Raw genomic sequence first — 24,681 nt, 5'->3', positions numbered from 1 at the left:
GTATATTTCCCATAAAAAAGAAAATCATATGTTGTATTTTAAGTTACTATGTTATAATTTCGTTTGTAGTGTGATTTTTCGTCATGTAGAAATGTAGACACAAGTCATAAATACTTATTAAAGCTATTTAAAAGATCCGGAGGTAAGGCAGTAATGGAAGAAACCATATCACTAAAGGAAATATTCGAAACACTTAAAAAGCGTTTTTTGTTAATTTTATTACTAGTAGTAGGAGCAGCCTTAGTTAGTGCAGTCATTAGTTTTTTTGTTTTAACACCAACCTATCAGTCGAGTACACAATTTATTGTTAATCAAGATAGTGGAGAAACAGCGAACGTTGATATTAACCAAATTAGATCAAATGTTGAAATTATAAATACATATAACGATATTATAAAAAGCAATCGCATATTAGACCAAGTCGTAGAAGAATTGAATTTGAATATTTCAGCAGGAGCTTTAAGTGATAAAATTAGTGTCGCAAGTTCACAAAATTCACAGGTTGTAACACTAACAGCTACTGATTTTAGTGCATCTTTAGCAACTGATATCGCGAATACAACCGTTGAAATTTTCCAGGAGGATTTACCAGGATTAATGAATGTGAATAACGTAAGTGTGTTGTCCGAAGCAGTTACTCCATCAAACCCAACACCAGTAGATCCCAAACCACTTCTTAATATCGCCATCGCCATTGTTGTGGGCGGTATGATTGGAGTCGGGTTAGCATTTTTATTAGAATATATGGATAACACATTAAAAAGTGAGCAAGATGTTGAGAATAAACTCGGCTTACCGATACTTGGTGTTATTTCGCACATCGACGACAAAGACATAGTAACAGGTCATTTACAAAAAGTATCCGGAAAAAATAAAGGAAGAGGTGAGTTTAGTGGCGCGAAGAAAAAAACAGTCTAAACAAAGTAATATCCGTCACCTAATAACCAAACTAAACCCACGTTCACCTATTACAGAACAATATAAAACAATTCGAACTAATTTACAGTTTTCCTCTGTGGATGGTGAGCTAAGAACAATGCTGGTGACATCTTCTGGTCCATCAGAAGGAAAGTCATCGACAACAGCTAACTTGGCAATCGTTTTTGCTGAGCAAAATAAAAAAGTATTACTAATTGATGCAGATATGAGAAAACCAACACTTCATTACACTTTTCGAATGGATAATAGACGAGGTTTAAGTAGTGTCTTAGTTGGAGAGTCAGGATTAGATGAGTCAGTAGCAAAAAGTGATGTGGCTAATTTAGATTTACTATCCTGCGGACCAGTCCCACCAAATCCTTCTGAACTTCTAGGTTCAAAGGCGATGGAGAAAATGATTAGTGAAGCTCTAGAGTATTATGATCTAATTCTATTTGATACACCACCAGTATTAGCAGTAACAGATGCACAAATCTTAGCGAATATTTGTGACGGTGCGATCATGGTAGTAAGAAGTAAGCAAACAGATGTAGAAGCATCTCAAAAAGCAAAAGAATTACTTGAACAAGCGAATGCGAAACTTTTGGGTGTTGTCTTAAATGACCGCGAACAGAAAAAGGCCCATTATTACTATTACGGAACCTAAAATAAAAAAGTCATGGTGTGTTTACATATTAGTAGCTCACCATGGCTTTTTTAGATTCCATTTATCTAACTTTTAATTTTGATCTAATTCCAAAATTGAACCAAGACTAAAGTCATATGAAGTTAAAAAACATCTCAACCCTTGAATCGTTCTTTATATTGTACTTAATTCCAATCAAAACACTCAATCAAATTTTATTAAAATGTTGATAAAATAAGAAAGTTACAAAAAGATGTCTATTTAAATAGTAATCGACAAAACTTTTCACCCCTCGACAAAAGCATTATGTTATCCTTTAAAAAGAACATTAATTCGAATTGAAGATAGTTAAAGAAGGAATGGGGGAAGGACTTATGATCGATGTAAATTGTTATATATTACCTAATTTTGGTGAAGGTGCAAAACATATGGAAGAAAGTGTAGCGATAGCGAAAGAAGCTGAAAATCAAGGTGTAAAGTCGATTATTGCATCACCAAAACAAATGATAGAGGAGCACCATTTTTTTATTCCCGAAGTAATTGAAGGGGTAAGGGAATTAAATAATCGATTAGAGAAAGAGCATGTGAAGGTTAATATACTGACTGGTCAAACGGTTCCAATCCATGGAGATATAATCGAAATGATTGATGCTGACGAGTTATTATTCCTTAACAATACAAAGTATATGTTAATGGATTTGCCAGAAAACCATTTGCCACAATACACCTCAAAAGTGATCTATGATTTGCAACTTAGAGGTTATCAGCCAATCATTGCACATCCTGAAAAGTATGGATGGGTAGAAGAAGAACCAAATGCTATTTATGAATTGGTGAAAGCGGGAGCATTGATACAGGTGTGTAGTTCAAGTGTAATAGGTGCTCATGGGAAAAGAATAGAAAAACTTAGTAAGAAATTAATCGAGCATAATTTGGTACACTTAGTAGCTTCAGAAGCGAAGGACCGAAAACATTATCACTATAAAAAAGCATTAGATAGCATAAGGAAAGAATTTGGACATAATCAGGAGTATTATTTTATAGAAAATGGATTTGCGGTTGCAAATGATGAACCAGTGATTGGAAATGAACCTTTGCGTATAAAAGTGAAGAAAATTTTTGGGCTATTTTAGACTGTGGCATCATAATAGTGTTCTAAATATTAATTTTCTTGAAATATTAACAATTGTAAACTTGTTTCGACAAAAACATACAAATTATAGGGTTTTATTTGTAAACCATTCCTGCTATACTTGGGCTAATAGCAACAAAAAAGTCAAATTTCATTATGATTATTATGCCAAAAGGAACAGTTGAAGGAGACATCCATGTGATTGATATACATTGCCACATACTGCCAGGGATTGATGACGGTGCAAAACATACCGAGGAAAGTGTCAGAATGGCGAAAGCTGCAATTGCACAAGGTATAGATACCATCATTGCTACACCTCATCATTTAAACGGTTCATATACAAATACAAAACAAGATATATTACAAATGGTAGATAGTTTAAATAACAGATTACAAGAAGAAAATATTCCTCTTACAGTCCTTCCCGGCCAGGAAACGAGAATTTATGGGGAGATGATCGCTGATTTAGAAGTAGGTGCATTACTTCCATTAAATGAAACGTCCGGCTATTTATTTGTAGAACTCCCTTCTAACCATGTACCAAGATACACCAAACAATTAATGTTTGATTTGCAGATGCAAGGAATCAAACCGATTATTGTTCATCCTGAAAGAAATAAAGAACTCTTGGAAAACCCCAATATCTTATTTGATTTAGTCAGAGACGGAACACTCACCCAAGTCACAGCAGGAAGCGTGGCAGGGAAATTTGGTAAAAAGATCAAGAAGTTTAGTCTGCAGCTAATCGAGTCCAATCTCACTCATTTTATTGCAACAGATGCACATAACACAACGTCAAGAGGATTTGTTATGCAAGAAGCGAATAGTGTCATTAAAGATGAATTTGGTTCCTCGATGGTTTATTGGTTTATGGAAAACACACAATTTCTTATTAATGGAGAAAATGTCGTAGGTGAAGCGCCAGAAAAAATCAAAAAAAAGAAAATATTAGGATTTTTTTAATTGGAGACAGTTCTAAGGTCCAATAGACTAGAAAACATGTATTGATAATACACATTAAATTATTTTAAATTCAAGAAATATTATCGCATGATTGGAGACTTCTCACATGAAAAAAGTTAGAAAAGCCATAATTCCGGCAGCAGGCTTAGGGACGCGCTTTTTACCAGCAACGAAAGCAATGCCAAAGGAAATGTTGCCGATCGTAGATAAACCGACAATCCAATATATTGTCGAAGAAGCGGTAGCATCCGGAATTGAAGATATAATTATTGTTACTGGTAAAGGGAAACGTGCAATCGAAGATCATTTTGACAATAATTATGAACTAGAAGATATTCTGTTTAAAAAATGTAAATATGATCTATTAGAAAAAGTAAAACAACCTGCAAAAGTTGAGATCCATTATATTCGTCAAAAAGAACCACTAGGATTGGGACACGCTGTCTGGTGTGCCAGAAAATTCATCGGAGACGAACCTTTTGCTGTATTGCTTGGTGACGACATTGTTGAAGCAGAAAAACCTTGTCTAAAACAATTAATGGATCAATACGAAGAAACAGGTAGATCCATTATAGGGGTGCAACAAGTGCCAGATAGTGAAACACATCGCTACGGGATTGTCGATCCAAAATCAAACGAGGGTAGAAGATACTCACTAAATCATTTCGTTGAAAAGCCAGAACAAGGGACTGCACCTTCTAACTTAGCCATTATGGGACGATATGTACTATCTTCCAAAATTTTCGATTATTTAAACGAACAAGAAACAGGTGCTGGTGGAGAAATTCAATTGACAGATGCGCTTGTCAGACTAAATGACGAAGAACAAGTACTTGCGTATGACTTTGAAGGCAAACGATATGATGTTGGTGAAAAGCTAGGATTTGTTCGTACTACCTTAGAATTTGCATTGAAGAATGACGAAATTGGTGAAGATGTAAGAAAAATGATTCAGGAATTAAATGAATCAATAACTTCACAAACCTAACAAATGTTCTAATAAAGTTATTGTGATGAAGGGATGAAACCCATGGGTTATCGTATAAGACTACTTTTATTAATAGCATTAGATTCAGTAATTGTTACAACAGCAATATTCATAGCGGCATGGATTGCTTATCCAACTACCAATGTAACAGGGTTGGATGCAATCTTTATCGCTTCTTTGTCGTTGTTATTTTTTCATCATCTATTTGCCTTTATTTATAAACTTTATAATAAGGTCTGGGCTTATGCCAGTGTAGGCGAGCTAGTTGCTATTGTGAAAGCTATTACTTTTTCTGTTATTTCAGCAGGCATTGTTCAATATGTGGTAAACGACTTTACTATTTACCGTCGGGCACTCATTGTCACCTGGATGCTACATATTCTATTAATCGGAGGTTCAAGATTTATCTGGCGAATTTTCCGTGACAGATATATTAATGATACGGAAAATAGTAAAAGAACCCTGATTGTAGGTGCGGGGTCTGCAGGAGCTATGATTGCACGACAACTAAAAAATGAGCAACAAAATAACGAACTAAATGCAGTAGCTTTTGCAGATGATGATTTAAATAAACAAAAAATGCAAATCTATAATCTACCAGTAGCTGGAACAACGAAGGACATTCCTGAAATTGTTACACAATTTGAGATAGACCATGTTGTTATTGCTATTCCTTCTCTATCTAATGGTGATTTAACAGAAATCGTGGCAACTTGTAACAAAACAAATGCAAAAGTACAGATGGTTCCAAAGATTGAAGATATAGTGTCCGGAAAAGTATCTGTCAACACACTTAAAAATGTCGATGTAGAGGATGTCTTGGGACGAGATCCGGTCGAGCTTGATATCAACACGATTTCTGAATACGTGACAGGTAATACAGTAATGATAACTGGTGCTGGGGGATCGATAGGTTCAGAGATATGTAGACAACTCATGCGTTTTACACCTAGTAGAATTCTTCTTGTTGGTCATGGCGAATTTAGCATTTATACAATTGATATGGAACTACGAGACATGTACAAGGAAACAAATATTGAAATAATACCTATTATTGGTGATGTCCAAGACAGAGAGCGGATCTTTGAGATTGTTGAAACCTATCACCCTAGAATTATTTATCACGCCGCGGCACATAAACATGTGCCATTGATGGAATATAATCCGCATGAGGCTGTTAAAAATAATATTATTGGAACTAGAAATGTAGCCGAAGCGGCTGATGCTTATGGTGTTCACACGTTTGTATTAGTTTCCACTGATAAAGCAGTAAATCCTACAAATGTGATGGGTGCTACCAAGCGAATTGCTGAAATGGTAGTGCAAGATTTAGCAAAACACAGTACTACTAAATTTGTAGCCGTTCGTTTTGGTAATGTGCTTGGTAGTAGAGGTAGTGTTATTCCATTATTCAAAAAGCAAATTGAAAAGGGTGGGCCTGTAACCATTACTCATCCTGATATGACGCGTTATTTTATGACCATTCCAGAAGCTTCTAGACTTGTGATTCAAGCAGGAACACTTGCTAAAGGTGGAGAAATTTTCGTGTTAGATATGGGTGAACCAGTCAAAATAGTAGATTTGGCAAGAAACCTTATTAAGCTATCAGGTTCTAATGAAGACGAGATACCTATTTCATATAGTGGTATTCGTCCTGGTGAGAAAATGTACGAAGAGTTACTTGGTGAGGATGAAGTATTACCTGGTGAAGTTTATAATAAAATTTATGTTGGACGTACAGTTGAAGTTGATAGAGATCAATTACTTAAATTAATAACAAATTTCAATCGTTATTCAAAAGAAGAGTTAAAAGAGCAGTTGATGGAAATTGTTTATGCAGAACAAAGAATGAAGCTTGCGCAAGTGAAATAATGTGAAATACTTATTGGATTAGCTGGTAATATCTCCTTAACCAATATCAATGGTGGTACTCAGCTGTTTTGTAGTTAGCGATATTACTAGTACTGCAATTACGTCTGTAGGTAATATAATAAGACAATCAAAGATAGAAGTTTGTAATGCAAATCAATTAACATTGAAAAAGAATTATAAGCATCATATTGTCTTAAGAAAATTAGATCAAATCTCGTTGTCATTTAATCAATTTGTAATGAACTAAATTATTATGAAAAAATCGATGTCCTGCCGGTGGAAAATACACTTGGATTAACGAAGAATTACATTCTAGCATTCATGTGAATTATGGTAATGATATTCCGTACATTCCATTTTTGTAGGACCACATGCGTTTATGGAGTCATATTTTTCTACTTATTATTAAAATAGCTATTATATTAAATAGTAATGAAATTCATTTTATTGTTGATAGGAGAATCAAAATAAAAATTATAAAAAAGTATTTTGACAGACTTTTTTAAATGAGATTTTCATGAAAAGGGATTGAATGCAATTGAGGAAGTGACTATTGGGGTTAGGTTAACATAATATGTAGAGTGTCGAAATTTTTAGATATCAAAAAAACACACTATATAGGGTTTATCGGTTGTGCATAATACTCTTGGGGTTACTGTGTGATAGATGAAATAGATAAAAATGACTATTTATAAACATACGGTTTGTTAAAACATTGATTTAACAGGCTTTTTTAAGTAAGAATATTTTGAAAACGTATTGAATCCGTAGAAGGAATTGACTATGAAATACAGATAAGGTGCTATAAACCTTATGGGATAAGGGTTTGAAGCTGTATAGAAAGAAATCACAGGTTGATTTAATGGTAATTTAATAGAAGGAGAGCTATTTTTCAATAAAGGGGTGATAATAAAATGCAGCAGTTGATCCTAGATGATTGAATAGACATTACGAGGTGAGTATGTGTGGTAGATAAATTAAATGGAGTTGAGAGTTATGAAACTTAAAGAACTAATTCAGCAAATAAAGGACGATGTGGCTATTCATATAATTGTGGAGATTTAGTGATATCATATCACAAAAATGTTGGAAGCTGGGATTATAAAAATTTAGATTGAAACAAAGAATGCAGTTGGTTGTGGTGGTTTAGAATCACTTGGGTATAGCTTTGAAGTTGAAATATGAAAATGGAAAAAAGATTGCATTTTATCTACAAGAGGGTATATGGGATGGAATTAGATTTTAGTGGGTTACTAGTTGGTTGGAGTTATATTCCAGTTAAGTATTAAGCGACTAATTTCTATTGATTTTTTTCTAGGCCGAATAATGGATAGCTATGATTATTTGCAATAGTAAATTTCCGTATTAGTTAGCATGAAAAATAAATTTAAATGTAAAGCGAGGAAGCCATATGACTGATCCTAAATTGAGATACATACCTTTCTCTCCGCCCGATGTTACAGATGCGGAGATAGAGGAAGTTGTAAAAGCAATGAAATCCGGTTGGATTACAACTGGACCTAGAACAAAAGAGTTTGAAAAGAACATAGCTGGATATGTGGGTACAAATAAAGCAGTCTGTTTAAATTCTGCTACAGCAGCAATGGAACTTACCCTTCGTATATTGGGTATTGGTCCAGGTGATGAAGTCATAACCTCTGCTTATACATATACGGCATCTGCTTCAATTATAGATCATGTGGGAGCAAAAATTGTATTGGTTGATAATGCTCCAAATTCTTTTGAAATGGATTATTCAAAACTTGCTAATGCGATTACAGAGAAGACGAAAGCAGTTATTCCAGTTGATATTGCAGGGAAGATGTGTGATTACGAAACTATATATAAAATAGTAGAAAGTAAGAAAAATCTCTTTATAGCCAACAATGAGCTTCAAAAGTTATTTAATAGAGTAATAGTAATGACTGATGCTGCCCATGCTTTTGGAGCTGAGAGAAATGGCTTGAAATGTGGTCAAGTTGCAGATTTCACTTGCTACTCTTTCCATGCGGTGAAAAATCTAACAACGGCTGAAGGTGGTGCAGTTGTTTGGCGAAAAGTACAAGGATTGGATGATGAGTGGCTGTACAAACAATATATGTTATATAGCCTTCATGGCCAGTCTAAAGATGCACTGTCAAAAACACAAATAGGTGCATGGGAATATGACATTGTCTATCCAGCTTATAAGTGTAATATGACTGATATTATGGCTGGATTTGGTTTGATACAGTTAAGTAGATATGATGGTCTGATGAAAAGGCGTAAAGAAATTATTGAGATGTACGATATCCTCCTTACACCATTAGGTTTTCAAAGCTTGCAGCATTTTGGTGGGGACTTTGCTTCCTCTGGGCATCTCTATTTAACCAGAATCCCTGGCATTAGTGAAGCCGAGAGAAATAAAATAATTGTTATGCTAGCTGAGTCTGGGATTACTTGTAACGTACATTACAAGCCATTACCTATGTTTACAGCTTATAAAAATTTAGGATTTGACATTAAAGATTATCCAGTCGCTTTTGATATGTACAAGAATGAGATTACACTTCCCCTTCATACTTTATTGAGTAATGAGGATGTGGAGCATGTAGTTGAGAGTTTGAAGAAAGCATTGGAAGAGATTTTAGTTAGTGTGACTAATAATTCACAAGTGAGGTGAGAGGATGTATAAGAGATTTATTAAAAGAGTATTTGATCTAATTTTATCAATAATCGCTCTACCTTTCTGGTTCATTATATTGATTATTATTGGTCCAATTATGTATCTTCAAGACAAAGGGTCTATTTTTTATAATTCTCCACGTCTTGGTAAAAACGGACAAATATTCACAATGTATAAATTCCGTTCCATGAAAATGAATGCACCGGATTTAAGAAATACAGATGGCTCAACTTTTAATGCAGATGATGATCCAAGATTAACTAAGATAGGTAAGTTTATTCGCAAGACAAGTTTAGACGAGACACCACAACTTATAAATATTATAAAAGGTGATATGACCATCATTGGACCAAGACCAGATTTACCTGAGCATCGTGAATTATATAAGGGAAACGAGGCGCGTAAGTTAGAAGTGAAACCAGGAGTTACCGGCTATAATCAAGCTTATTATCGCAATACAGTACCCTGGAAAGAGCGGATTCAATATGATATTTACTATATTGATAATTTATCTTTTTGGCTTGATATAAAAATTTTCTTTAAAACTGCGTTATCGGTTTTAAAGCGTGAGGATATATATGTTTCTGAAAATAGCACAAAGTCAAGTAAGAGCAAGAGTGCAGGAATGTAGGAGGGAGTATTTCATATGAAAGAAAAAACCAAAAAAAATGCAATATCTTTCAATGAATTAGAATGGGACACAGAATTTTTTGGTGTTAATTGTGCTAAAGCAGTTTTATATAGGCCGCTTACCTCTACTACATGGAATGAACTTAAAACTAAATTTAAAGAATTCCAGTTTATTTCAATTGAAAATCGCAACTCAGATCCTATAAATGCACAAATGCTGGGGAAGGATACTTCAGCGTTTTTGGCAGATGTGAATATTCAGTTCAAGAAGACGTTAGGTAGTAAACATGAAAAAGCAGAAAACATTATAATTTATGAAGCTCTAGAGAGAAATGAGCAAGTCATTGAAATGGCAGATTTTCAATTTTCTAAGTTCACAGAGGATATTGAGCTTGATAGACGTGGTGGTGCTAAGGTCTACCAACAATGGCTTATAAATTCCTTTGAAAAGCCAAATAAGTTTTATGCTTTATCTAAGGATGTGAATGGTGAGATAAATGGGTTTTTATTACATTCCTATTCAGATAATGCTTGTGTAATAGAACTTATTGCTGTGTCACAAACATCTACTAAAGGCGGTATTGGTAAAGATTTATTTAAAACTGTAGAATATGCAGCTCGTCAACGTGGATATAATGAAATAAGAGTAGGTACTCAGGTGCGGAACATTAATGCAATTAACTTTTATCATAGACTTGGTTGTAAACAAATAGGATGCCATCAAGTATATCATTTGTGGAAAGTATAAAAGATTTATTAGAAGTGTTGACGAAGAGTTAAGGAATTGAGAACAGTCAGCACCTTCCATTTTTCACTGAAATGATTTGCAACAAAAGATAATCAGATAAGTTAATATGATTGTTACTGCGTTTATTTCTCACTCATGGGAAGAGTGAGAAATACTGATTTTTGGAATTACTAGCCAAAAGGTGGATCTCATATGTATGACATTTTATATTACATTCGGAATGAGATAGCTTGATCGTCTTTTAGGGCCGTAAAAATTAGAGATAATTCTAAAACATGGCATCCCCACAATTTATAATGTGTAGTTCATACAAGCATAGCGATCGTGTGCTTAATTATTCTCGAAATATGATTGGATAAGGGGAAAATGCTTTCCATAGTCTTAAAAGAGGATAGATCTCTAACTATCTAGTAAATTTATTTTTAAGATGTTAGTGGGGGATTGAGATTTTATATATGTAAGTAAGTTTGTTCTGTATTTAATTAAACTAGTCTTATAAACAGAGGTGTATGCATGAATAAAAAAGTATGCTTTATCAACACGGTTGGAAGGGCTTATGATTATTTTTTGAAAGATCAATTAAAACATCTCAAAAATAGCAATTATGATCTTACATTTATTTGCTCGGATAAAAATGATATTAAAAGTAAATTAGAACAGGAAATTAGAATTATAGAAATTCCGATGCGAAGAGGTGCTTCTATAACAGATCTAATAAAATGCACATTTCAATTTTATAATCACTTTAAAAAAAATAATTATGATATGGTAGTGTATTCTGGTCCTAACGCATCATTTTATGCTAGCGTAGCAGCTAAATTACATAGAATACCAGTAAGAGTTTACTCCCAATGGGGGATTAGATATACTGGTAATTTAGGAATTACTAGATTTATATTTAAACTGTTAGAAAAAATCACTTGTATTTGTTCAACAATAGTACAACCTGATAGTAAGAGTAATTTAGATTTTGGAGTAAAAGAAGGGTTATATATTTCTTCCAAAGCATATGTAATTTGGAATGGGAGTGCAAAAGGAATTGATTTTAATGTTTTTGATATAAATAAGAAGGTGTTATGGAGAGAGGAAATACGTAAAAAATATTTAATTAGTAGTAATGATATAGTGGTTGGTTTTGTGGGTGCTCTACGCAAAGATAAAGGAACAAATGAATTGCTAAGAGCATTTAAGGAATTATTATCCACGCTGGAAAGCGCCAAGCTATTGCTAATTGGCGATAAAGATTTATATCGGACCGTTAATAGTGAATTGCGAAATTGGGCAGACAATAGTAGTAATGTCATTTTCTGTGGTAATACACAGGAAGTCTATAAATACTATGCAGCTATGGACATATTTTTATTTCCTAGTTATCGTGAAGGTTTTGGGATGGGTCCAATAGAAGCTGGAGCCATGGAAATACCTGTTGTAGCTTCCAATATACCAGGACCAGTTGATTCAATTATAGATGGTGAAACAGGTTTTTTAGTTGAAGTAAAAGATTGGGTACAATTAAAAAATAAACTAATTCAGTTGGCTACAGATGTTCATTTACGAGTTGAAATAGGGAAGAATGCAAGAATATTAATTAAAGAAAGTTTTGATAAGGATGTATTAATGGATAAATATCTTGAGGATAAAAATAGATTAATAAATAGCTACAACTCAAGGTAAAATAGAGGAGTACGATAGTATGCCTAGGGTTACCGTTATAATGGCCGCATATAATGCAGAAGGTACAATAATAAGAGCAATTGAGTCAATACAAAACCAAACCTTTAGTGATTGGGAATTAATTATTTGTGACGATTGTTCTTCAGATTTAACAGTAGAAATAATTAAGAGTAAAACATTAAGTGACAATAGAATTAAGCTTGTTTCAAATTCAGTAAATATGTATGCCGCATTTAGTAGAAATAAATGCATCAAACAAGCTAGTGGAGAATATATAGTTATTCAAGATAGCGATGACTATTCTCACCATGATAGAATACAAATATGTGTTGATTATTTAGACAACACTAAGGATGTAGATTTTGTAAGCACATCTGCATTTTTTTTCGACCATAAAACAATTTGGGGACAGAGGGTGCTATTAAACGGTATTCGAAAGTCAGATGACTTAATTAAAGGCTTATGTTTTGTGCATGCAGCAACGACATTTCGAAAAAGGTCAATCGATGTTGTGGAAGGATATAGAGTAGATAAAGAGACTCGTCGGGGTCAAGATTATGATCTTTTCATGCGGATGTATGCTTCAGGATTGAGCGGGGCAACTTTATCAAATAAGCTTTATTATATTTATGAAACAAACAATGGTTATAAACGTAGAAAGTATAAATACAGAATTGATGAGGCGAAACTTAGATATAAAGGCTATAAGGCTATGAATACCGGTTTTGTTAACTATATATATATTCTAAAACCCTTGGTACTTGGCTTAGTACCAAATAAAGTAATGTTTTGGATTAAACGAATAATTCAAATGTAAATGGATAATAAAAGATTTGACCTGCACAAGGATTAAGATGAAAAAATACAATCTTGTATGTTTAAAGATAATAGTTTATGGTGGAATCAATAATGTTAAAAATCTATTAGACGTTAATAAAGATCAGTAGATAAAGAGAAAATACAATTTGATATATGAGACATGTCCAAAATATAGATTACTTGATATTTCCTAATATTAAAGTCAACCAATATCAGTACTTACAAAGTATAATCCTCCTTCAAGCAACTTAATGAAGTCTTGATTCTTGTATAGGTAAGTATTATCATCAAATTATTAAGTAGGGTTAACATTTTATTATAACGCAACTATATGTTACGTATGGTAGTATTAATTGTTAATTGTTAATTGTTTCAGGGATTTTATTTATGAAGGTGATTTCAAGTGAACAATAGAGGATAAACTATATTGGTGGGCATATATTGAGAAAATTTAAAGAATGAAGTTAAGTGCAAGGTTCGATAATTGTATATTGCGGTTGTTTAACAAATGATGATACTTCCGCAAGGAATTATTTGTAAAAGTCCATTTATTGCAGGTTTTATTTACAAAATAAAAAAATATTAGAAGAGATAAAAAATAATAACTATTAAAAATTATTATTAATACGGGAGCGAGAAATTTGAATAAGAAAATCCATGAGAAAACACTACTATTTTTTTGGATACTTGGAGTGATATCATTAACTTTAATTTTGATTATATTTAATCAAAATACTGATGCACTACTTTTGATTTGTGTTCCACTGATTTATCTTATATTATTTATTATTTTTGGACAAATACACAAGTATTATATATATCCTGGAATGTTTATTTTAAATGTTATATGTATAATAAGGTATATATTTATTCCTTTTTTTGTTCTTCTTGATGGTGAATATAGCGCTCAAGCATATATGACTGAAGGTATTATGCTTATGATATATGAACAAATATGTCTAGGATTATTTTTAATATTTATTACTAATAACTACTATAGAAAATACGAAAAAAATTCACAAGTAAACTATTTACAAAATGATATTACGAAAGGTCCAGAATTAGTTTTTAAAGCTATTATTGTTATTGCGATAATAATTGTGCTTATAAATCCAAACGCACTCAACAATTTTAACTTTTTTTAAATACTTCTAACGCAGAAATATATAAATACGGTGAAGTGGTAAGTGGGATTAATAGTTTAATTTTAGATTGGTCAAAATTAGTATTACCTTTATTGTTAGCAAGTATTTTCATTAAAAAATATAATAGAAAACCGATCGCTTTATATTTTTATGCAATTATTTTTATAGTTTTATTTTTTAATTTGATGATATTCACTGGAATCAGTCGAAATTCAGCTATAATTCCTGGTGCAGCAAGTTTATTTTTTATTATTAAGATATTTCCACATAAAAAGAAAGAAACGTTTGCGCTTGTGTCTATTTTGATACTGTTTGTTACTATTTCGCTTACGATATTTAAGAATACATACCTAGGAACAAATGAAACTTACACATTTTCTACTTTTACAAGCTATTTAGAATCTTATTTTGTAGGTCCCAAGAATTTAGGATATGCTTACAAAGCAAAAGAACTTTACGCTAATAATTTCAACTTGAATACTTTCTTTAACGATGTATTTGCTAATGCACCTATGATAAGTGGTTTTTTCGATTTAGAGAACAGAACATCAACTCTATATAATATAACAGTATACAATGGAGGCTTATCAAGAGATGCGATAATTCCAACTATAGGACAAGGTTTATTCTATACGGGTTACACGTTGTCTATCTTACCAGAACTACTTATTGTATGGTTAATGACTAAATGTGACCAAAAATATACTGAAGCAACAGATATTATTACAGCTTTTTTTATGTCATATTTTGCAGTTCGTTTTGGTTTTAATTTCTCTCAGAATTTCTCGATATTTTCCGGATTTGTTTTTAGTTCAGTAGTACCATTATATATATTACTTTATTTAAACAGGAAGACAAGAATAACTTTAAAAAGGAAGGATATTAAATGAAAAAAATATTATTCGTGTTGAATAATACAAATATTGGTGGACCTCAGAAAAGCTTATTAGCAATTCTAGACAACATTGATTATTCTAAGTTTGATGTCTCGTTGTTAGTGTTAAACTCAAAAGGTATATTACAGAAGTATATTAATCCAAAAACTAAAGTCTTGACGACTGACCCTTTAATTACGGCTGCAACAATTCCAGTAAATCAAACAGTAAAGTATCTTGGTATATTACTAAAAAATGGAAATGTCAGAATGTGTCTTTCCGCAATTTTCTCAATTATTAAACATCTTACTTTAAGGACAAACATGAATCAAGAAAGGCAAAAATTTTGGATGAAATATCACAGTCAGCTTCCTGTATTAACTGATAAGTATGATATGGCCTTTGGAGTATCGGCAGGATTGACGACATATTTCGTTGTAGACTGTGTAAGTGCCAATAGAAAATTCCATTGGGTTAGAAGCGATTACAGAATTTTAGGATTAAGTAAGGAAATTGAAGAAAAATATTTCAGACAAGTTGACGGTTCTTTGGCAGTTTCACAACAATGTGCGGATATTTTTATAAATGAATTTCCATTTATGAGAGGTAAGTTAAATGTGTTGTATAATTATATTCCACTAACCTACTACGATAACATCGGTTATGATGCTTCCCTAATGCCTAATGATCAAGCATATAAAACAATTCTAACTGTATGTCGATTAGACCCATTAAAAGGTATTGATATGGCTATAGATGCATGTGAAAAATTAATTAGTAAAGGTAAGAGAATAAAATGGTATATTTTAGGAGGCGGGCAAGAAAAGACGAATATAGAATCTATGATTAAAAACAGAGGCTTAGAAGATTCATTTATTCTATTGGGCTTTCAGAGTAACACTTTAGCCTATATACAACAATGTGATATTTTTGTTCATCCCTCACGAACTGAAGGGAAGTCGAATGCTGTTGACGAAGCAAAGTATGTAGGTAAACCCATCATCGTTACAAATTATGATACTGTTAAAGAGCAGATAGAAAATGAAGTAACAGGTTTAGTTTGCAGTATGAGTGGACAAGACATAGCAGAAGCAATTGAAAAGTTATTGGACGATGATACGCTGTGTGCAAAACTTTCAGATAATTGTAAGGATCACATGGACAATGCTTATAATTTAAATGACTACTTAATCCGATTGTTAAATTGATTGTTAAAAGTGAGGAAATGTATGGCTATTAAAATAAATAAGTTGGATGTAATGTGGGGATATTTAGGGGTGTTTTTATATAACGGTATAAACATTTTAATACTTCCCTTTATTCTAGTAATACTACCTAGTAATGAACTAGGTTTATGGTATACATTTATTGCAATTGCTGGATTAGCGGCTCTAATCGACTTTGGGTTTACTACGACGATTACTAGAAATGTATCTTACGCTTGGGGTGGCGCTACTAGAATAAATAAAACAGGAATTGTTCGTGAAAACACTTCTGAGGAACCCAATATAAAACTTTTTTCAGAAGTGTTTTCTGTAAGTAAATTAATATATCTAATTTCCTCGACAATTATTTTATTATTATTATCTACTATAGGGACGGTTTATATTATTTCTATAGTCGGCAATAGTATGGAAAAAAGCTATTATCTTCTAGCTTGGGGAATATTTGTTATTGCCGTTTTTATGAATGTCTATTATTCCTATTGGACTCCTGTTTTAAAAGGTGTGGGAGCCATAAAACAGGACTATCAGGTTTTAGTTGTATCAAAACTATTTCAATTAGTTATAACTGTTATTGGTTTATTGCTTGGTTATAAGTTGCTTGCAGTAGTAGTTGGTTATTTGATTGGTAATGTTCTTAGACGTGTATTGTCAAAGTATATGTTTTATTCTTATGAAGATATAAGGGCACTTCAAGGAAAGATAAAAGTATATAATGTAAGTAAGGATGATAAAATCAAAACATTCAAATTGATGTGGCCAAATGCATATAAGCAGGGAGCTATGTCAGTTTCAAAATTCATGACTTCGAGATTCTCGATACTTATAGTTTCAGCTTTTTTAGGACTGGAAATTTCAGCTAATTACGGATTGACAATACAACTTTTAGGTTTGTTGGGGACGATTTCTACTGTATTTTATAATACGTATTTACCATACTTTAGTCAGTTAAGATTGAGAGACGATAAAGAGAAAGGTTATAAATATTTTACAATGGCTGTTGGTATACAAACTACTATAATAGCTTTTGGTGGGCTACTTATTATATTTTTAGCCAATCCAATATTAGAACTATTTGGCTCTCAATCTACTGTTTTGCCATTACTTCAAACTTTCGGTCTCTATGTATTTTATTTTGTGCATTTCAATCAAAATATTTTTGTATCCTATATTGTAACTGCAAATAAAATGCCAATGTACAAACCGTACATTATATTTGCGATAGTAGTAGTTATAGCACAGTTCACTACTGTATATTTCTTTAGTGAATATGGTATTTGGAGTATTATACTTTCTCTTTTAATTGTGGAGTGTATATACAATGGTTGGAAATGGCCAGTGTATGTTATAAAAGATTTTAATGTTTCAATTACAAAGTTTTACATTGATTCAATTCATAATATAATAAAACTCGTTAAAAGGAGAAATAAATTATCTTGAAAAAGAAAAGAAAATACGATGTGATTACTGATTATTTGAAAATTTTATTCTCTTGTTTTCCGCGGAAATTTAGAGTGAAGTTATTTGAGTTTTCCAGGAAAATTATTGGACTAAAAGGGCAAATAATTAGAGGTAGTTTATTGAAGACTTTAGCAAAGGAATGTGGACAAAATGTTATAATTTTTCACGATGTATACTTGTCGCATATAGAGAGTCTTAGTCTAGGGAGTAATATTAGTATTCATCCTATGTCTTTTATTGATGCCGCAGGAAGGGTAAAAATTGGAGATAATGTTTCTATTGCACATGGTACTTCCATACTTTCAACAAGTCATAAATATTGTGAATTGGGTACTCCAATTAGAGAACAAGGATATATATTTTCTGAGACAGTAGTAAAGGAAAATGTATGGATTGGAGCCAAAGTTACAATTTTATGTGGTATTACCGTGGAATCTGGTTGTGTTATAGCGGCAAATTCAGTAGTAAATAAAAATACTGCAATTGATTCTATTGTAGGTGGTTGCCCAGCCAAATTTATAAAGTCAAGAGTAAATTAGGAAACCTGAATGGAAGGAGCTAATATGAACATAACAAAACAATATACTTTAGCAAGATGGCTATACTTAAGGAAAGTTCCTCTAATACCTAAAATAATTAAAATTATCATGAGAATACTTTTTTCTTGTGACATTCCTTACACATCTAATATACATAAGACTGTACAATTCCCACACCATGGAATAGGTGTTGTAATAGGGCATGATACTGTGATAGGAGAGAATACAAAAGTACTTCAAAACGTTACTATAGGAGGGCGAAGTGGAGTTAGAGCCAATCCAGTAATAGGAAAAAATGTGATAATAGGTGCAGGAGCTTGTATTTTAGGTGATGTTAAAATAGGAGACAACGCGAAAATTGGTGCAAATGCAGTGGTAATTAAGAATGTGCCAACTGGTTGTACTGCAGTGGGAGTCCCTGCAAAATTATTGAATTCTAAACTGTGAATAAAGATGTACCCTATTTAAGTTAAAAGTATAAATTCACGATCTTTTTAATGATTTTTTTAATAGGTTTATCTAATAACTTTATGAGGAAAGTAGTTGTCTTCAAAGTCGAAACTAGGTTGTCAGCACTTTTTACTTGTTTGCTGAAATTACTTGAGGTGAACTATCGAAGTAGATAAATTTTCGAAATAAGAGAAGTTCTTAATTACAGGGGAGCAGGGTTTATTGTTATAACGTTGCAGGCTATTTATTAGAATTATACTTTTAGGTTCATATTTCAAATGACCTTTAGAATGGAGAAAATAAAAATTTTAATAATTAGTTCAAAATCAAAGTTAAAAAGTTTATTTATGCTTCTACTTTTCTGCGTACAGTGATAAGTCTTCACTACTAAAGACTGAAAGATAAGTAGGAAAGTCTATATTTCCTCATAAATTCACTGAAAAAGTATATGAATTGTACGTGATAGAACTACTTGACCTAAAAGAACAATTGGTTTGAGGTGTTTTGGGAAGCGATATTACGATTTTCTTGCTTCTTTTTAGTCCAGATTGATAAATAGATAGGTTTACACTGTCTTGCTGGATAAACTTGAAAGCAAGTCCTAATATTATTTAGGACTTGGGGTAGTGGACACTCCTGAATTTGTGAGTTTTTATCTATATAATTTGAGGATAAAGATTACAAGCCAAAGAAATATAAGATTTATATGTTTATTAATTCAAAAATATGAAGAGTATAGGTGATATATGATTATAAAACGATTCAATAAAAATGATAAGTTTTTAATTACAGGTGGAGCTGGATTTGTTGGATCAAATTTAGCCGAATTTTTATTAGGGCATGGCTTTGAAATAAAGGTGCTAGACGATCTTTCAAACGGACAGAAAGGTAATATTGAAGAATTAAAGTTGAAATATGACTTTGAATTTATAGAAGGGGATATTAGAGACTTCAATATTTGCGTTGACGCAGTTAAAGGTGTTGATTATATTCTTCATCAAGCCGCTTGGGGATCCGTACCTCGTTCTATTCGTATGCCACTTATCTACGATGAAGTAAATGTGCATGGTACGTTAAATATGTTAGAAGCTGCGAAAGAAGAAGGAGTAAAGAAAATAGTTTATGCCTCTTCTTCGTCTGTTTATGGTGATGAAGCTACTTTACCTAAATATGAAGGTAAAGAGGGAAAGCTGCTTTCACCATATGCGATCACCAAAAAAGTTAATGAGCTATATGCAAAGAATTACTTTGATCTATATGGCTTAGAAACAGTTGGTTTACGTTATTTTAATGTGTTCGGTCGTAGACAAGATCCTCATTCTACCTATGCTGCAGTGATACCTGTTTTTGTTCGTGACTTGTTGAATGATAAGGCTCCAGTTATAAACGGAGATGGGACGCAAACGAGAGATTTTACTTACATAGATAATGTGATTGAAGCGAATTTACTTTCTTGTTTGGCAGGTTCTGAAGCCAGTGGAGAGGCGTTTAATATTGCCTATGGAAAGAACATTACATTAAACGATTTATATGAAATTGTCTGTGAATTATTGAATAAAAATATTGACCCTAACTATGGCGAACCTCGAGTTGGAGATATACCTCATTCTTTAGCTGATATTTCTAAAGCGAAAAAATTGTTAGGTTATGACCCTCAAGTTGATGTTTATGAAGGTCTGAAAAGAACGATGGATTGGTATGTAGCCAATTTACAACCAAGTAAATAAACTAGAGAAATTTAGATATATGATAGGGGAGAAGTTTAATGGACAGAAAAATTGGATTAGTAGGACTTGGCTACGTGGGACTTCCTGTAGCCGTTGCTTTTGGCCAAGAGCATAAGATTGTTGGTTTTGATATTAGTGAACACCGAATTGCAACGTTAAAACAAAATATAGATTATACAAATGAAGTAGAACCAACAGATTTAGAGAAAGCCAATATTGACTTTACTACAAATGCTTCTCAATTAAGCGAGTGTGATTTTATTATTGTTGCTGTACCTACACCAATAAATGGGAATAAGCAACCTGACTTAACACCATTAAAAAAATCTTCTAAAACTGTAGGGGGAAGTTTGCAAAAAGGGACGATAGTAGTCTATGAATCCACGGTTTATCCAGGAGCAACAGAAGAAGTTTGTATCCCTATTCTAGAGAAAGAATCAGGTTTAAAAGCAGGAGAGGACTTCTTTGTAGGATATTCACCAGAAAGGATTAATCCAGGTGATAAAATGCATACATTTAGAACTATTAAGAAAGTAGTTTCAGGTCAAACTCCTGAAGTGCTTGATATAGTTGCAGAAGTATATGAGAGTGTCGTAACGGCAGGTGTTTTCAAAGCTAGTTCATTGAAAGTAGCCGAAGCAGCCAAAGTTATAGAAAATACACAAAGAGATTTGAATATTGCATTAATGAATGAACTGTCATTAATATTCGACAAGCTAGATATTGACACGAATGATGTTCTTAAGGCAGCTGGAACAAAATGGAATTTTATTCCTTTCTCTCCTGGTTTAGTCGGTGGACATTGTATTGGAGTCGACCCATATTACTTAACACATAAAGCAGAGAGTATTGGTTATCACCCTGAAATGATTTTAGCAGGTCGAAGAATCAATGATAGCATGGGAAAACATATTGCTACTTCATTAATCAAACAAATGATCCACAAAAATAAACAAATACAAGGGTCACGAGTGACAGTTCTTGGGTTAACATTTAAAGAAAATGTACCTGACTTACGTAATTCACGAGTAATCGATGTAATTAAAGAATTGGAAGAGTTCGGTGTAGAAGTTCAAGTCACAGATTTTTATGCAGAACATGAAGAGGCAAAAGAAGAATATGGCGTCGGTCTTGTCAATTATGAAAAGTTAAATCCAGCAGATGCTGTAGTTCTAGCAGTACCACATCAATTCTATTTAGATAAAGGATGGCTGCAATTTGACGAGTTGTTAAAACATGGTAAAGGGATTGTGATCGATATCAAAGGAAGATTAGATAAAGAAAAAGTTCCAGAGCATGTTTCTTTATGGAGTCTTTAATTAAAACAGATTTCCAGATGTTGGCAGGTGTGTGATTGTGCTTGTCTTCTTATTTTATGAAGAGGAAGATTTATCAAAAGAATAATTTAAATAATTGTTGGCTTTTAAAGTAGACCTACAACATCTTGAACATAATTCTTTTATAAATTTGGTGATACAGAAGATACATACATTTTAAGATATAGTTAAGGCCTTGAAGATCTGGTGAATTCCCGGATTATGTCTTTTGATTTGGGGTGATTACTAAGAGCCTAAAAGGGTCTCTTGAAGCAGCAATCCTTGAGTTGCAAAGACCCACCCGAATTGCAATGTTGTAAAGTATCACGTTACTAGTCATTAAATAATGATGCCCATCTTTTTAGTAGATAGGCATGATGTAAAAAACTCATTTTATAAATATTTAAAATTACTCTGAAAATAAACTGGGATACGTGTCTATATTTTCATTACTCTTATTAATCCGGCTTTTAAGCTTATCAAATTCGTACTTTATAGATTTACCATTAAACCTTAAAGCTTCTTTTGTAAACATTTTTTAAGCCCTTTTGAAGTTACCTGGATGTTAATCTGAAATGTTTGACAAAATTGAGCACCTCCTTACACTAGTAATTTGCTAACCGAATTAAATGTAATTTGTGAATGAGATTTTGATTTAATTTAGGTGTTGGTGCATGAAGTCACATCCTGAAGCGAGAAGTATCATCCATTGCTGTTAGCCAAAGATTAATAGAATCAGGCTCTTCGGTGGTTATGACCTCATTGCAATCAAGAGTGCCAAACATATCCTTCCAGCAGCAGTAAAAGGTGCTTACATTTGACATTGTATCTATTCTTACAGAATGGGATGAAGTGAAAGCAGTCGAGCTTTCTCTAATAAAGAATTATAAGATTTCAAAGGTAAGCGTCAAATAACCCATTATCCTGATTTTAGGATAATGGGTTATTTGACGCTTGCGGATAATTTCCTAGTACAATCTTCTATTTTGGCTGAGATTGAAAGCGTATGGATGGAAGAGTAGTGGAGTAAAGAATAAATAAAAAGCTAGAAAAAGTTTACAAAAATTAATGGAGAAATTAAAAATTGGTCAGATTTTATTTCCGGTGTTGTATTCTATAGGATAACACTGAAATTATAACCTAGTTATACGAAATCAGAGTAATCCACTTAGTAGGCAGATTAAGAAGCCAATGGTAGGATCTTTTTTTGTTTTAGGGAGACAAAGATCAAAGTAATGTTAATATATGACAAAAACTATATAATACACGTTGTAGTTGTGTAATCCGTATATTGATTTTTTTATCCATTCAGCTTCACGGCGATGCTACGGCAACGGATGGAAACAGGAAAAGTTACGATTAGTAGGGCCGCTTTAACGGTAACGTATCCTGCGCAATTTATTTTTCTGGGTGCGATGAATCCCTGTCCATGTGTCTATTTAGGATGAAGACATTTTTATTGTATATGTACACCTAAGCAAACCCATTATTTTCTTTTTTAACGAACAAATGCGTTTTCTAACATAAGTACAAATACCCATTTAAAATAAAACTCTTTGTAAGATAGTACAATTGAGAACATAAATCGTACGAAATGGCAAGATCAGCGAAAGCTGATTACACAAAACTATAGGCGCTAAAGTCAAATGACTATGCTAGCCAGGTGTCGAATACATCCTCTGTTGATTTTATGGTAGTACGAGGAGGGATATGTCTGAAGATAGTGTATTATCGTAGCAAATTTTATTGGCACCAATTTAGGTTAAAGGAATTGTCGACTCTTTTTTCCGACTGTATAGATGAGAAATTTAAACATAAACTTGAGAAGAAAATTAATTATCATGAAAAAGCAACATTGAATTACATAATGAACTATTTATAGTTAGTAAATCTTACATGATGAGAAAAGAAGCATGGGGACGGTTGTTAAACTTCCTCAGGAATTATTCCTCTAATTTTTATTTGCTTCATTTTAGAATAGTAGGTTTAAATAGTCAGTGTTTGAATTGCTGCTTGGATTTAGTTAGATAGAGAATATAAACTATACCATTATCTGCTTTTCTTAATACCGAGGTCAATTGATAAATCAATTGGTATGTCTTCATCTAAAAGACGCCTAGCTATTCTGTTAAAATTATCGATAATACTGAGATTTAGATTTTTTCTTTTCACGACTGGTAAACCATAGGCTAACGATTCCATATACAAATCAAAATCCCATGGTATCAAACCTATTACTTCCACTGGGAAGATTTCCTTAATAGCATCGATATCTAACATTATGCCCTTTTCCACTAAATCGGGTTTTAACTGATTAATGAGCAGAAGTTGTGATGCTATATTAAACTGTTTCTGTAATGCAACAATGATAGCGTCCGACCACCTTATAGAAAATGTATCTGGTTTTATAATTACAATAGCTTTATCAGCACCTTTTAATGCTGACTCAAATCCCTCTCCAATACCAGTTGGGTAATCAATAATTATATAGTCAAACTCATTACGCATTTTTATTAATAACCTTCTCATCTCCTCTGATTTAACATGCCTTGGCCTTTTATCAATAGCAGCTGGTAGTAGCAAGTAAAGATCGTTATTCTTGTCTTTAATAAGCGCGGAATTTAACTTGCACCGATTTGTAAGTACGTCAACAACATTAGAAATTATTCTACTTTCCAATCCCATCAATAAATCCGAAATTCTTTGGCCTATATCTAAATCAATAATACATACTTTTTTGGTTTTTAAAGAATGTATAATGCTAGAAATATTCTTCTGTTACCATAAACTGAAACCAATTAATTTTTAAGTTTAAGTTATTATAAATTGCAACTTGAACCAAGTCTTTTACATAAAGGGAAAAGTGAAATATGAATTAGTAGGTAAA

20 protein-coding genes, 1 pseudogene and 1 riboswitch are annotated in these 24,681 nt (G+C 32.6%); of the genes and pseudogenes, 20 read left to right on the top strand and 1 reads right to left on the bottom strand.

From position 1 onward, the window contains the following. The first annotated feature begins 153 nt into the window (after positions 1-153). The 20 genes and pseudogenes from DFR57_RS01265 to DFR57_RS01170 all read left to right on the top strand — a co-directional run. Positions 154-918, top strand: a complete 765-nt coding sequence (locus DFR57_RS01265; protein WP_114351315.1) for a YveK family protein — start codon at positions 154-156, stop codon at positions 916-918. Beyond that, the gene (locus tag DFR57_RS01260; protein ID WP_114351314.1) at positions 893-1,585 is read left to right on the top strand and encodes a CpsD/CapB family tyrosine-protein kinase; all 693 of its coding nucleotides are present in this window, start codon (positions 893-895) and stop codon (positions 1,583-1,585) included. Before DFR57_RS01265 ends, DFR57_RS01260 begins: the two co-directional genes overlap by 26 nt. A 353-nt stretch (positions 1,586-1,938) precedes the next feature. Beyond that, the gene (locus tag DFR57_RS01255; RefSeq protein ID WP_114351313.1) at positions 1,939-2,697 is read left to right on the top strand and encodes a tyrosine-protein phosphatase; all 759 of its coding nucleotides are present in this window, start codon (positions 1,939-1,941) and stop codon (positions 2,695-2,697) included. A 197-nt stretch (positions 2,698-2,894) separates the two neighbouring features. After that, positions 2,895-3,662, top strand: coding sequence for a tyrosine-protein phosphatase (locus tag DFR57_RS01250; RefSeq protein WP_114351312.1), 768 nt, complete (start codon positions 2,895-2,897; stop codon positions 3,660-3,662). A gap of 106 nt (positions 3,663-3,768) precedes the next feature. Continuing rightward, entirely contained in the window at positions 3,769-4,650 is an 882-nt protein-coding gene (gene galU, locus DFR57_RS01245) for a UTP--glucose-1-phosphate uridylyltransferase GalU (protein ID WP_114351311.1), read from the top strand. Positions 4,651-4,692: 42 nt separating this feature from the next. After that, complete coding sequence (locus tag DFR57_RS01240; protein WP_114351310.1) at positions 4,693-6,522, top strand: polysaccharide biosynthesis protein; 1,830 nt, start codon at positions 4,693-4,695, stop codon at positions 6,520-6,522. A gap of 1,411 nt (positions 6,523-7,933) precedes the next feature. Further along, a complete protein-coding gene (locus DFR57_RS01235) occupies positions 7,934-9,184 on the top strand; it encodes a DegT/DnrJ/EryC1/StrS family aminotransferase (RefSeq protein ID WP_114351309.1) in 1,251 nt (416 codons plus the stop codon). A 4-nt stretch (positions 9,185-9,188) separates the two neighbouring features. After that, positions 9,189-9,818 carry a sugar transferase gene (locus DFR57_RS01230; protein WP_114351308.1) on the top strand — a complete coding sequence of 210 codons (630 nt, stop codon included), beginning with the start codon at positions 9,189-9,191 and terminating at the stop codon, positions 9,816-9,818. Positions 9,819-9,833: 15 nt separating this feature from the next. Next, a complete protein-coding gene (locus tag DFR57_RS01225) occupies positions 9,834-10,565 on the top strand; it encodes a GNAT family N-acetyltransferase (protein ID WP_114351307.1) in 732 nt (243 codons plus the stop codon). 513 nt (positions 10,566-11,078) lie between these two features. Further along, the gene (locus tag DFR57_RS01220; RefSeq protein WP_114351306.1) at positions 11,079-12,239 is read left to right on the top strand and encodes a glycosyltransferase; all 1,161 of its coding nucleotides are present in this window, start codon (positions 11,079-11,081) and stop codon (positions 12,237-12,239) included. Positions 12,240-12,258: 19 nt separating this feature from the next. Further along, positions 12,259-13,056, top strand: coding sequence for a glycosyltransferase family 2 protein (locus tag DFR57_RS01215; RefSeq protein WP_114351305.1), 798 nt, complete (start codon positions 12,259-12,261; stop codon positions 13,054-13,056). A gap of 643 nt (positions 13,057-13,699) precedes the next feature. Further along, positions 13,700-14,203, top strand: coding sequence for a hypothetical protein (locus DFR57_RS01210; protein ID WP_114351304.1), 504 nt, complete (start codon positions 13,700-13,702; stop codon positions 14,201-14,203). Positions 14,204-14,238: 35 nt separating this feature from the next. Beyond that, positions 14,239-15,093: a hypothetical protein gene (locus DFR57_RS01205; protein ID WP_114351303.1), complete on the top strand. Its 855-nt coding sequence runs from the start codon at positions 14,239-14,241 to the stop codon at positions 15,091-15,093. After that, entirely contained in the window at positions 15,090-16,286 is a 1,197-nt protein-coding gene (locus tag DFR57_RS01200) for a glycosyltransferase (protein ID WP_114351302.1), read from the top strand. The genes DFR57_RS01205 and DFR57_RS01200 overlap by 4 nt, the downstream gene beginning before the upstream one ends. Before the next feature lie 21 nt (positions 16,287-16,307). Next, positions 16,308-17,741, top strand: a complete 1,434-nt coding sequence (gene wzx / locus DFR57_RS01195) for an O-unit flippase-like protein (RefSeq protein WP_114351301.1) — start codon at positions 16,308-16,310, stop codon at positions 17,739-17,741. Next, entirely contained in the window at positions 17,738-18,301 is a 564-nt protein-coding gene (locus tag DFR57_RS01190; protein ID WP_114351300.1) for an acyltransferase, read from the top strand. The genes wzx and DFR57_RS01190 overlap by 4 nt, the downstream gene beginning before the upstream one ends. A gap of 24 nt (positions 18,302-18,325) precedes the next feature. Further along, complete coding sequence (locus DFR57_RS01185) at positions 18,326-18,748, top strand: serine O-acetyltransferase (protein WP_114351495.1); 423 nt, start codon at positions 18,326-18,328, stop codon at positions 18,746-18,748. Between the two features lie 749 nt (positions 18,749-19,497). Next, complete coding sequence (locus DFR57_RS01180; RefSeq protein ID WP_114351299.1) at positions 19,498-20,478, top strand: SDR family oxidoreductase; 981 nt, start codon at positions 19,498-19,500, stop codon at positions 20,476-20,478. A 38-nt stretch (positions 20,479-20,516) separates the two neighbouring features. Further along, the gene (locus DFR57_RS01175) at positions 20,517-21,797 is read left to right on the top strand and encodes a nucleotide sugar dehydrogenase (RefSeq protein ID WP_114351298.1); all 1,281 of its coding nucleotides are present in this window, start codon (positions 20,517-20,519) and stop codon (positions 21,795-21,797) included. Between the two features lie 1,319 nt (positions 21,798-23,116). Further along, positions 23,117-23,239, top strand: a pseudogene (locus DFR57_RS01170) (ATP-binding protein); the annotation flags it as partial. 141 nt (positions 23,240-23,380) lie between these two features. After that, positions 23,381-23,465: riboswitch (cyclic di-GMP riboswitch) on the top strand. Between the two features lie 378 nt (positions 23,466-23,843). On the opposite strand, the gene DFR57_RS01165 reads toward DFR57_RS01170, so the two are convergent. After that, positions 23,844-24,551: an AAA family ATPase gene (locus DFR57_RS01165; RefSeq protein WP_281270458.1), complete on the bottom strand. Its 708-nt coding sequence runs from the start codon at positions 24,549-24,551 to the stop codon at positions 23,844-23,846. Between the last annotated feature and the right edge of the window lie 130 nt (positions 24,552-24,681).

It is taken from the genome of Saliterribacillus persicus (assembly GCF_003337485.1).
Classification (GTDB): Bacteria; Bacillota; Bacilli; order Bacillales; family Amphibacillaceae; genus Saliterribacillus; species Saliterribacillus persicus.
The sequence above is the reverse complement of the archived record's forward strand: the minus strand, read 5'-3'. Positions and strand labels throughout refer to the sequence as shown.

Bases quoted from the DNA above. Each gene is read 5' to 3' on its own strand.
- DFR57_RS01265 (WP_114351315.1), top strand. From the start codon at position 154: ATGGAAGAAACCATATCACTAAAGGAAATATTCGAAACACTTAAAAAG.
- DFR57_RS01255 (WP_114351313.1), top strand. From the start codon at position 1,939: ATGATCGATGTAAATTGTTATATATTACCTAATTTTGGTGAAGGTGCA.
- galU (WP_114351311.1), top strand. From the start codon at position 3,769: ATGAAAAAAGTTAGAAAAGCCATAATTCCGGCAGCAGGCTTAGGGACG.
- DFR57_RS01240 (WP_114351310.1), top strand. From the start codon at position 4,693: ATGGGTTATCGTATAAGACTACTTTTATTAATAGCATTAGATTCAGTA.
- DFR57_RS01235 (WP_114351309.1), top strand. From the start codon at position 7,934: ATGACTGATCCTAAATTGAGATACATACCTTTCTCTCCGCCCGATGTT.
- DFR57_RS01230 (WP_114351308.1), top strand. From the start codon at position 9,189: ATGTATAAGAGATTTATTAAAAGAGTATTTGATCTAATTTTATCAATA.
- DFR57_RS01225 (WP_114351307.1), top strand. From the start codon at position 9,834: ATGAAAGAAAAAACCAAAAAAAATGCAATATCTTTCAATGAATTAGAA.
- DFR57_RS01220 (WP_114351306.1), top strand. From the start codon at position 11,079: ATGAATAAAAAAGTATGCTTTATCAACACGGTTGGAAGGGCTTATGAT.
- DFR57_RS01215 (WP_114351305.1), top strand. From the start codon at position 12,259: ATGCCTAGGGTTACCGTTATAATGGCCGCATATAATGCAGAAGGTACA.
- DFR57_RS01200 (WP_114351302.1), top strand. From the start codon at position 15,090: ATGAAAAAAATATTATTCGTGTTGAATAATACAAATATTGGTGGACCT.
- wzx (WP_114351301.1), top strand. From the start codon at position 16,308: ATGGCTATTAAAATAAATAAGTTGGATGTAATGTGGGGATATTTAGGG.
- DFR57_RS01185 (WP_114351495.1), top strand. From the start codon at position 18,326: ATGAACATAACAAAACAATATACTTTAGCAAGATGGCTATACTTAAGG.
- DFR57_RS01180 (WP_114351299.1), top strand. From the start codon at position 19,498: ATGATTATAAAACGATTCAATAAAAATGATAAGTTTTTAATTACAGGT.
- DFR57_RS01175 (WP_114351298.1), top strand. From the start codon at position 20,517: ATGGACAGAAAAATTGGATTAGTAGGACTTGGCTACGTGGGACTTCCT.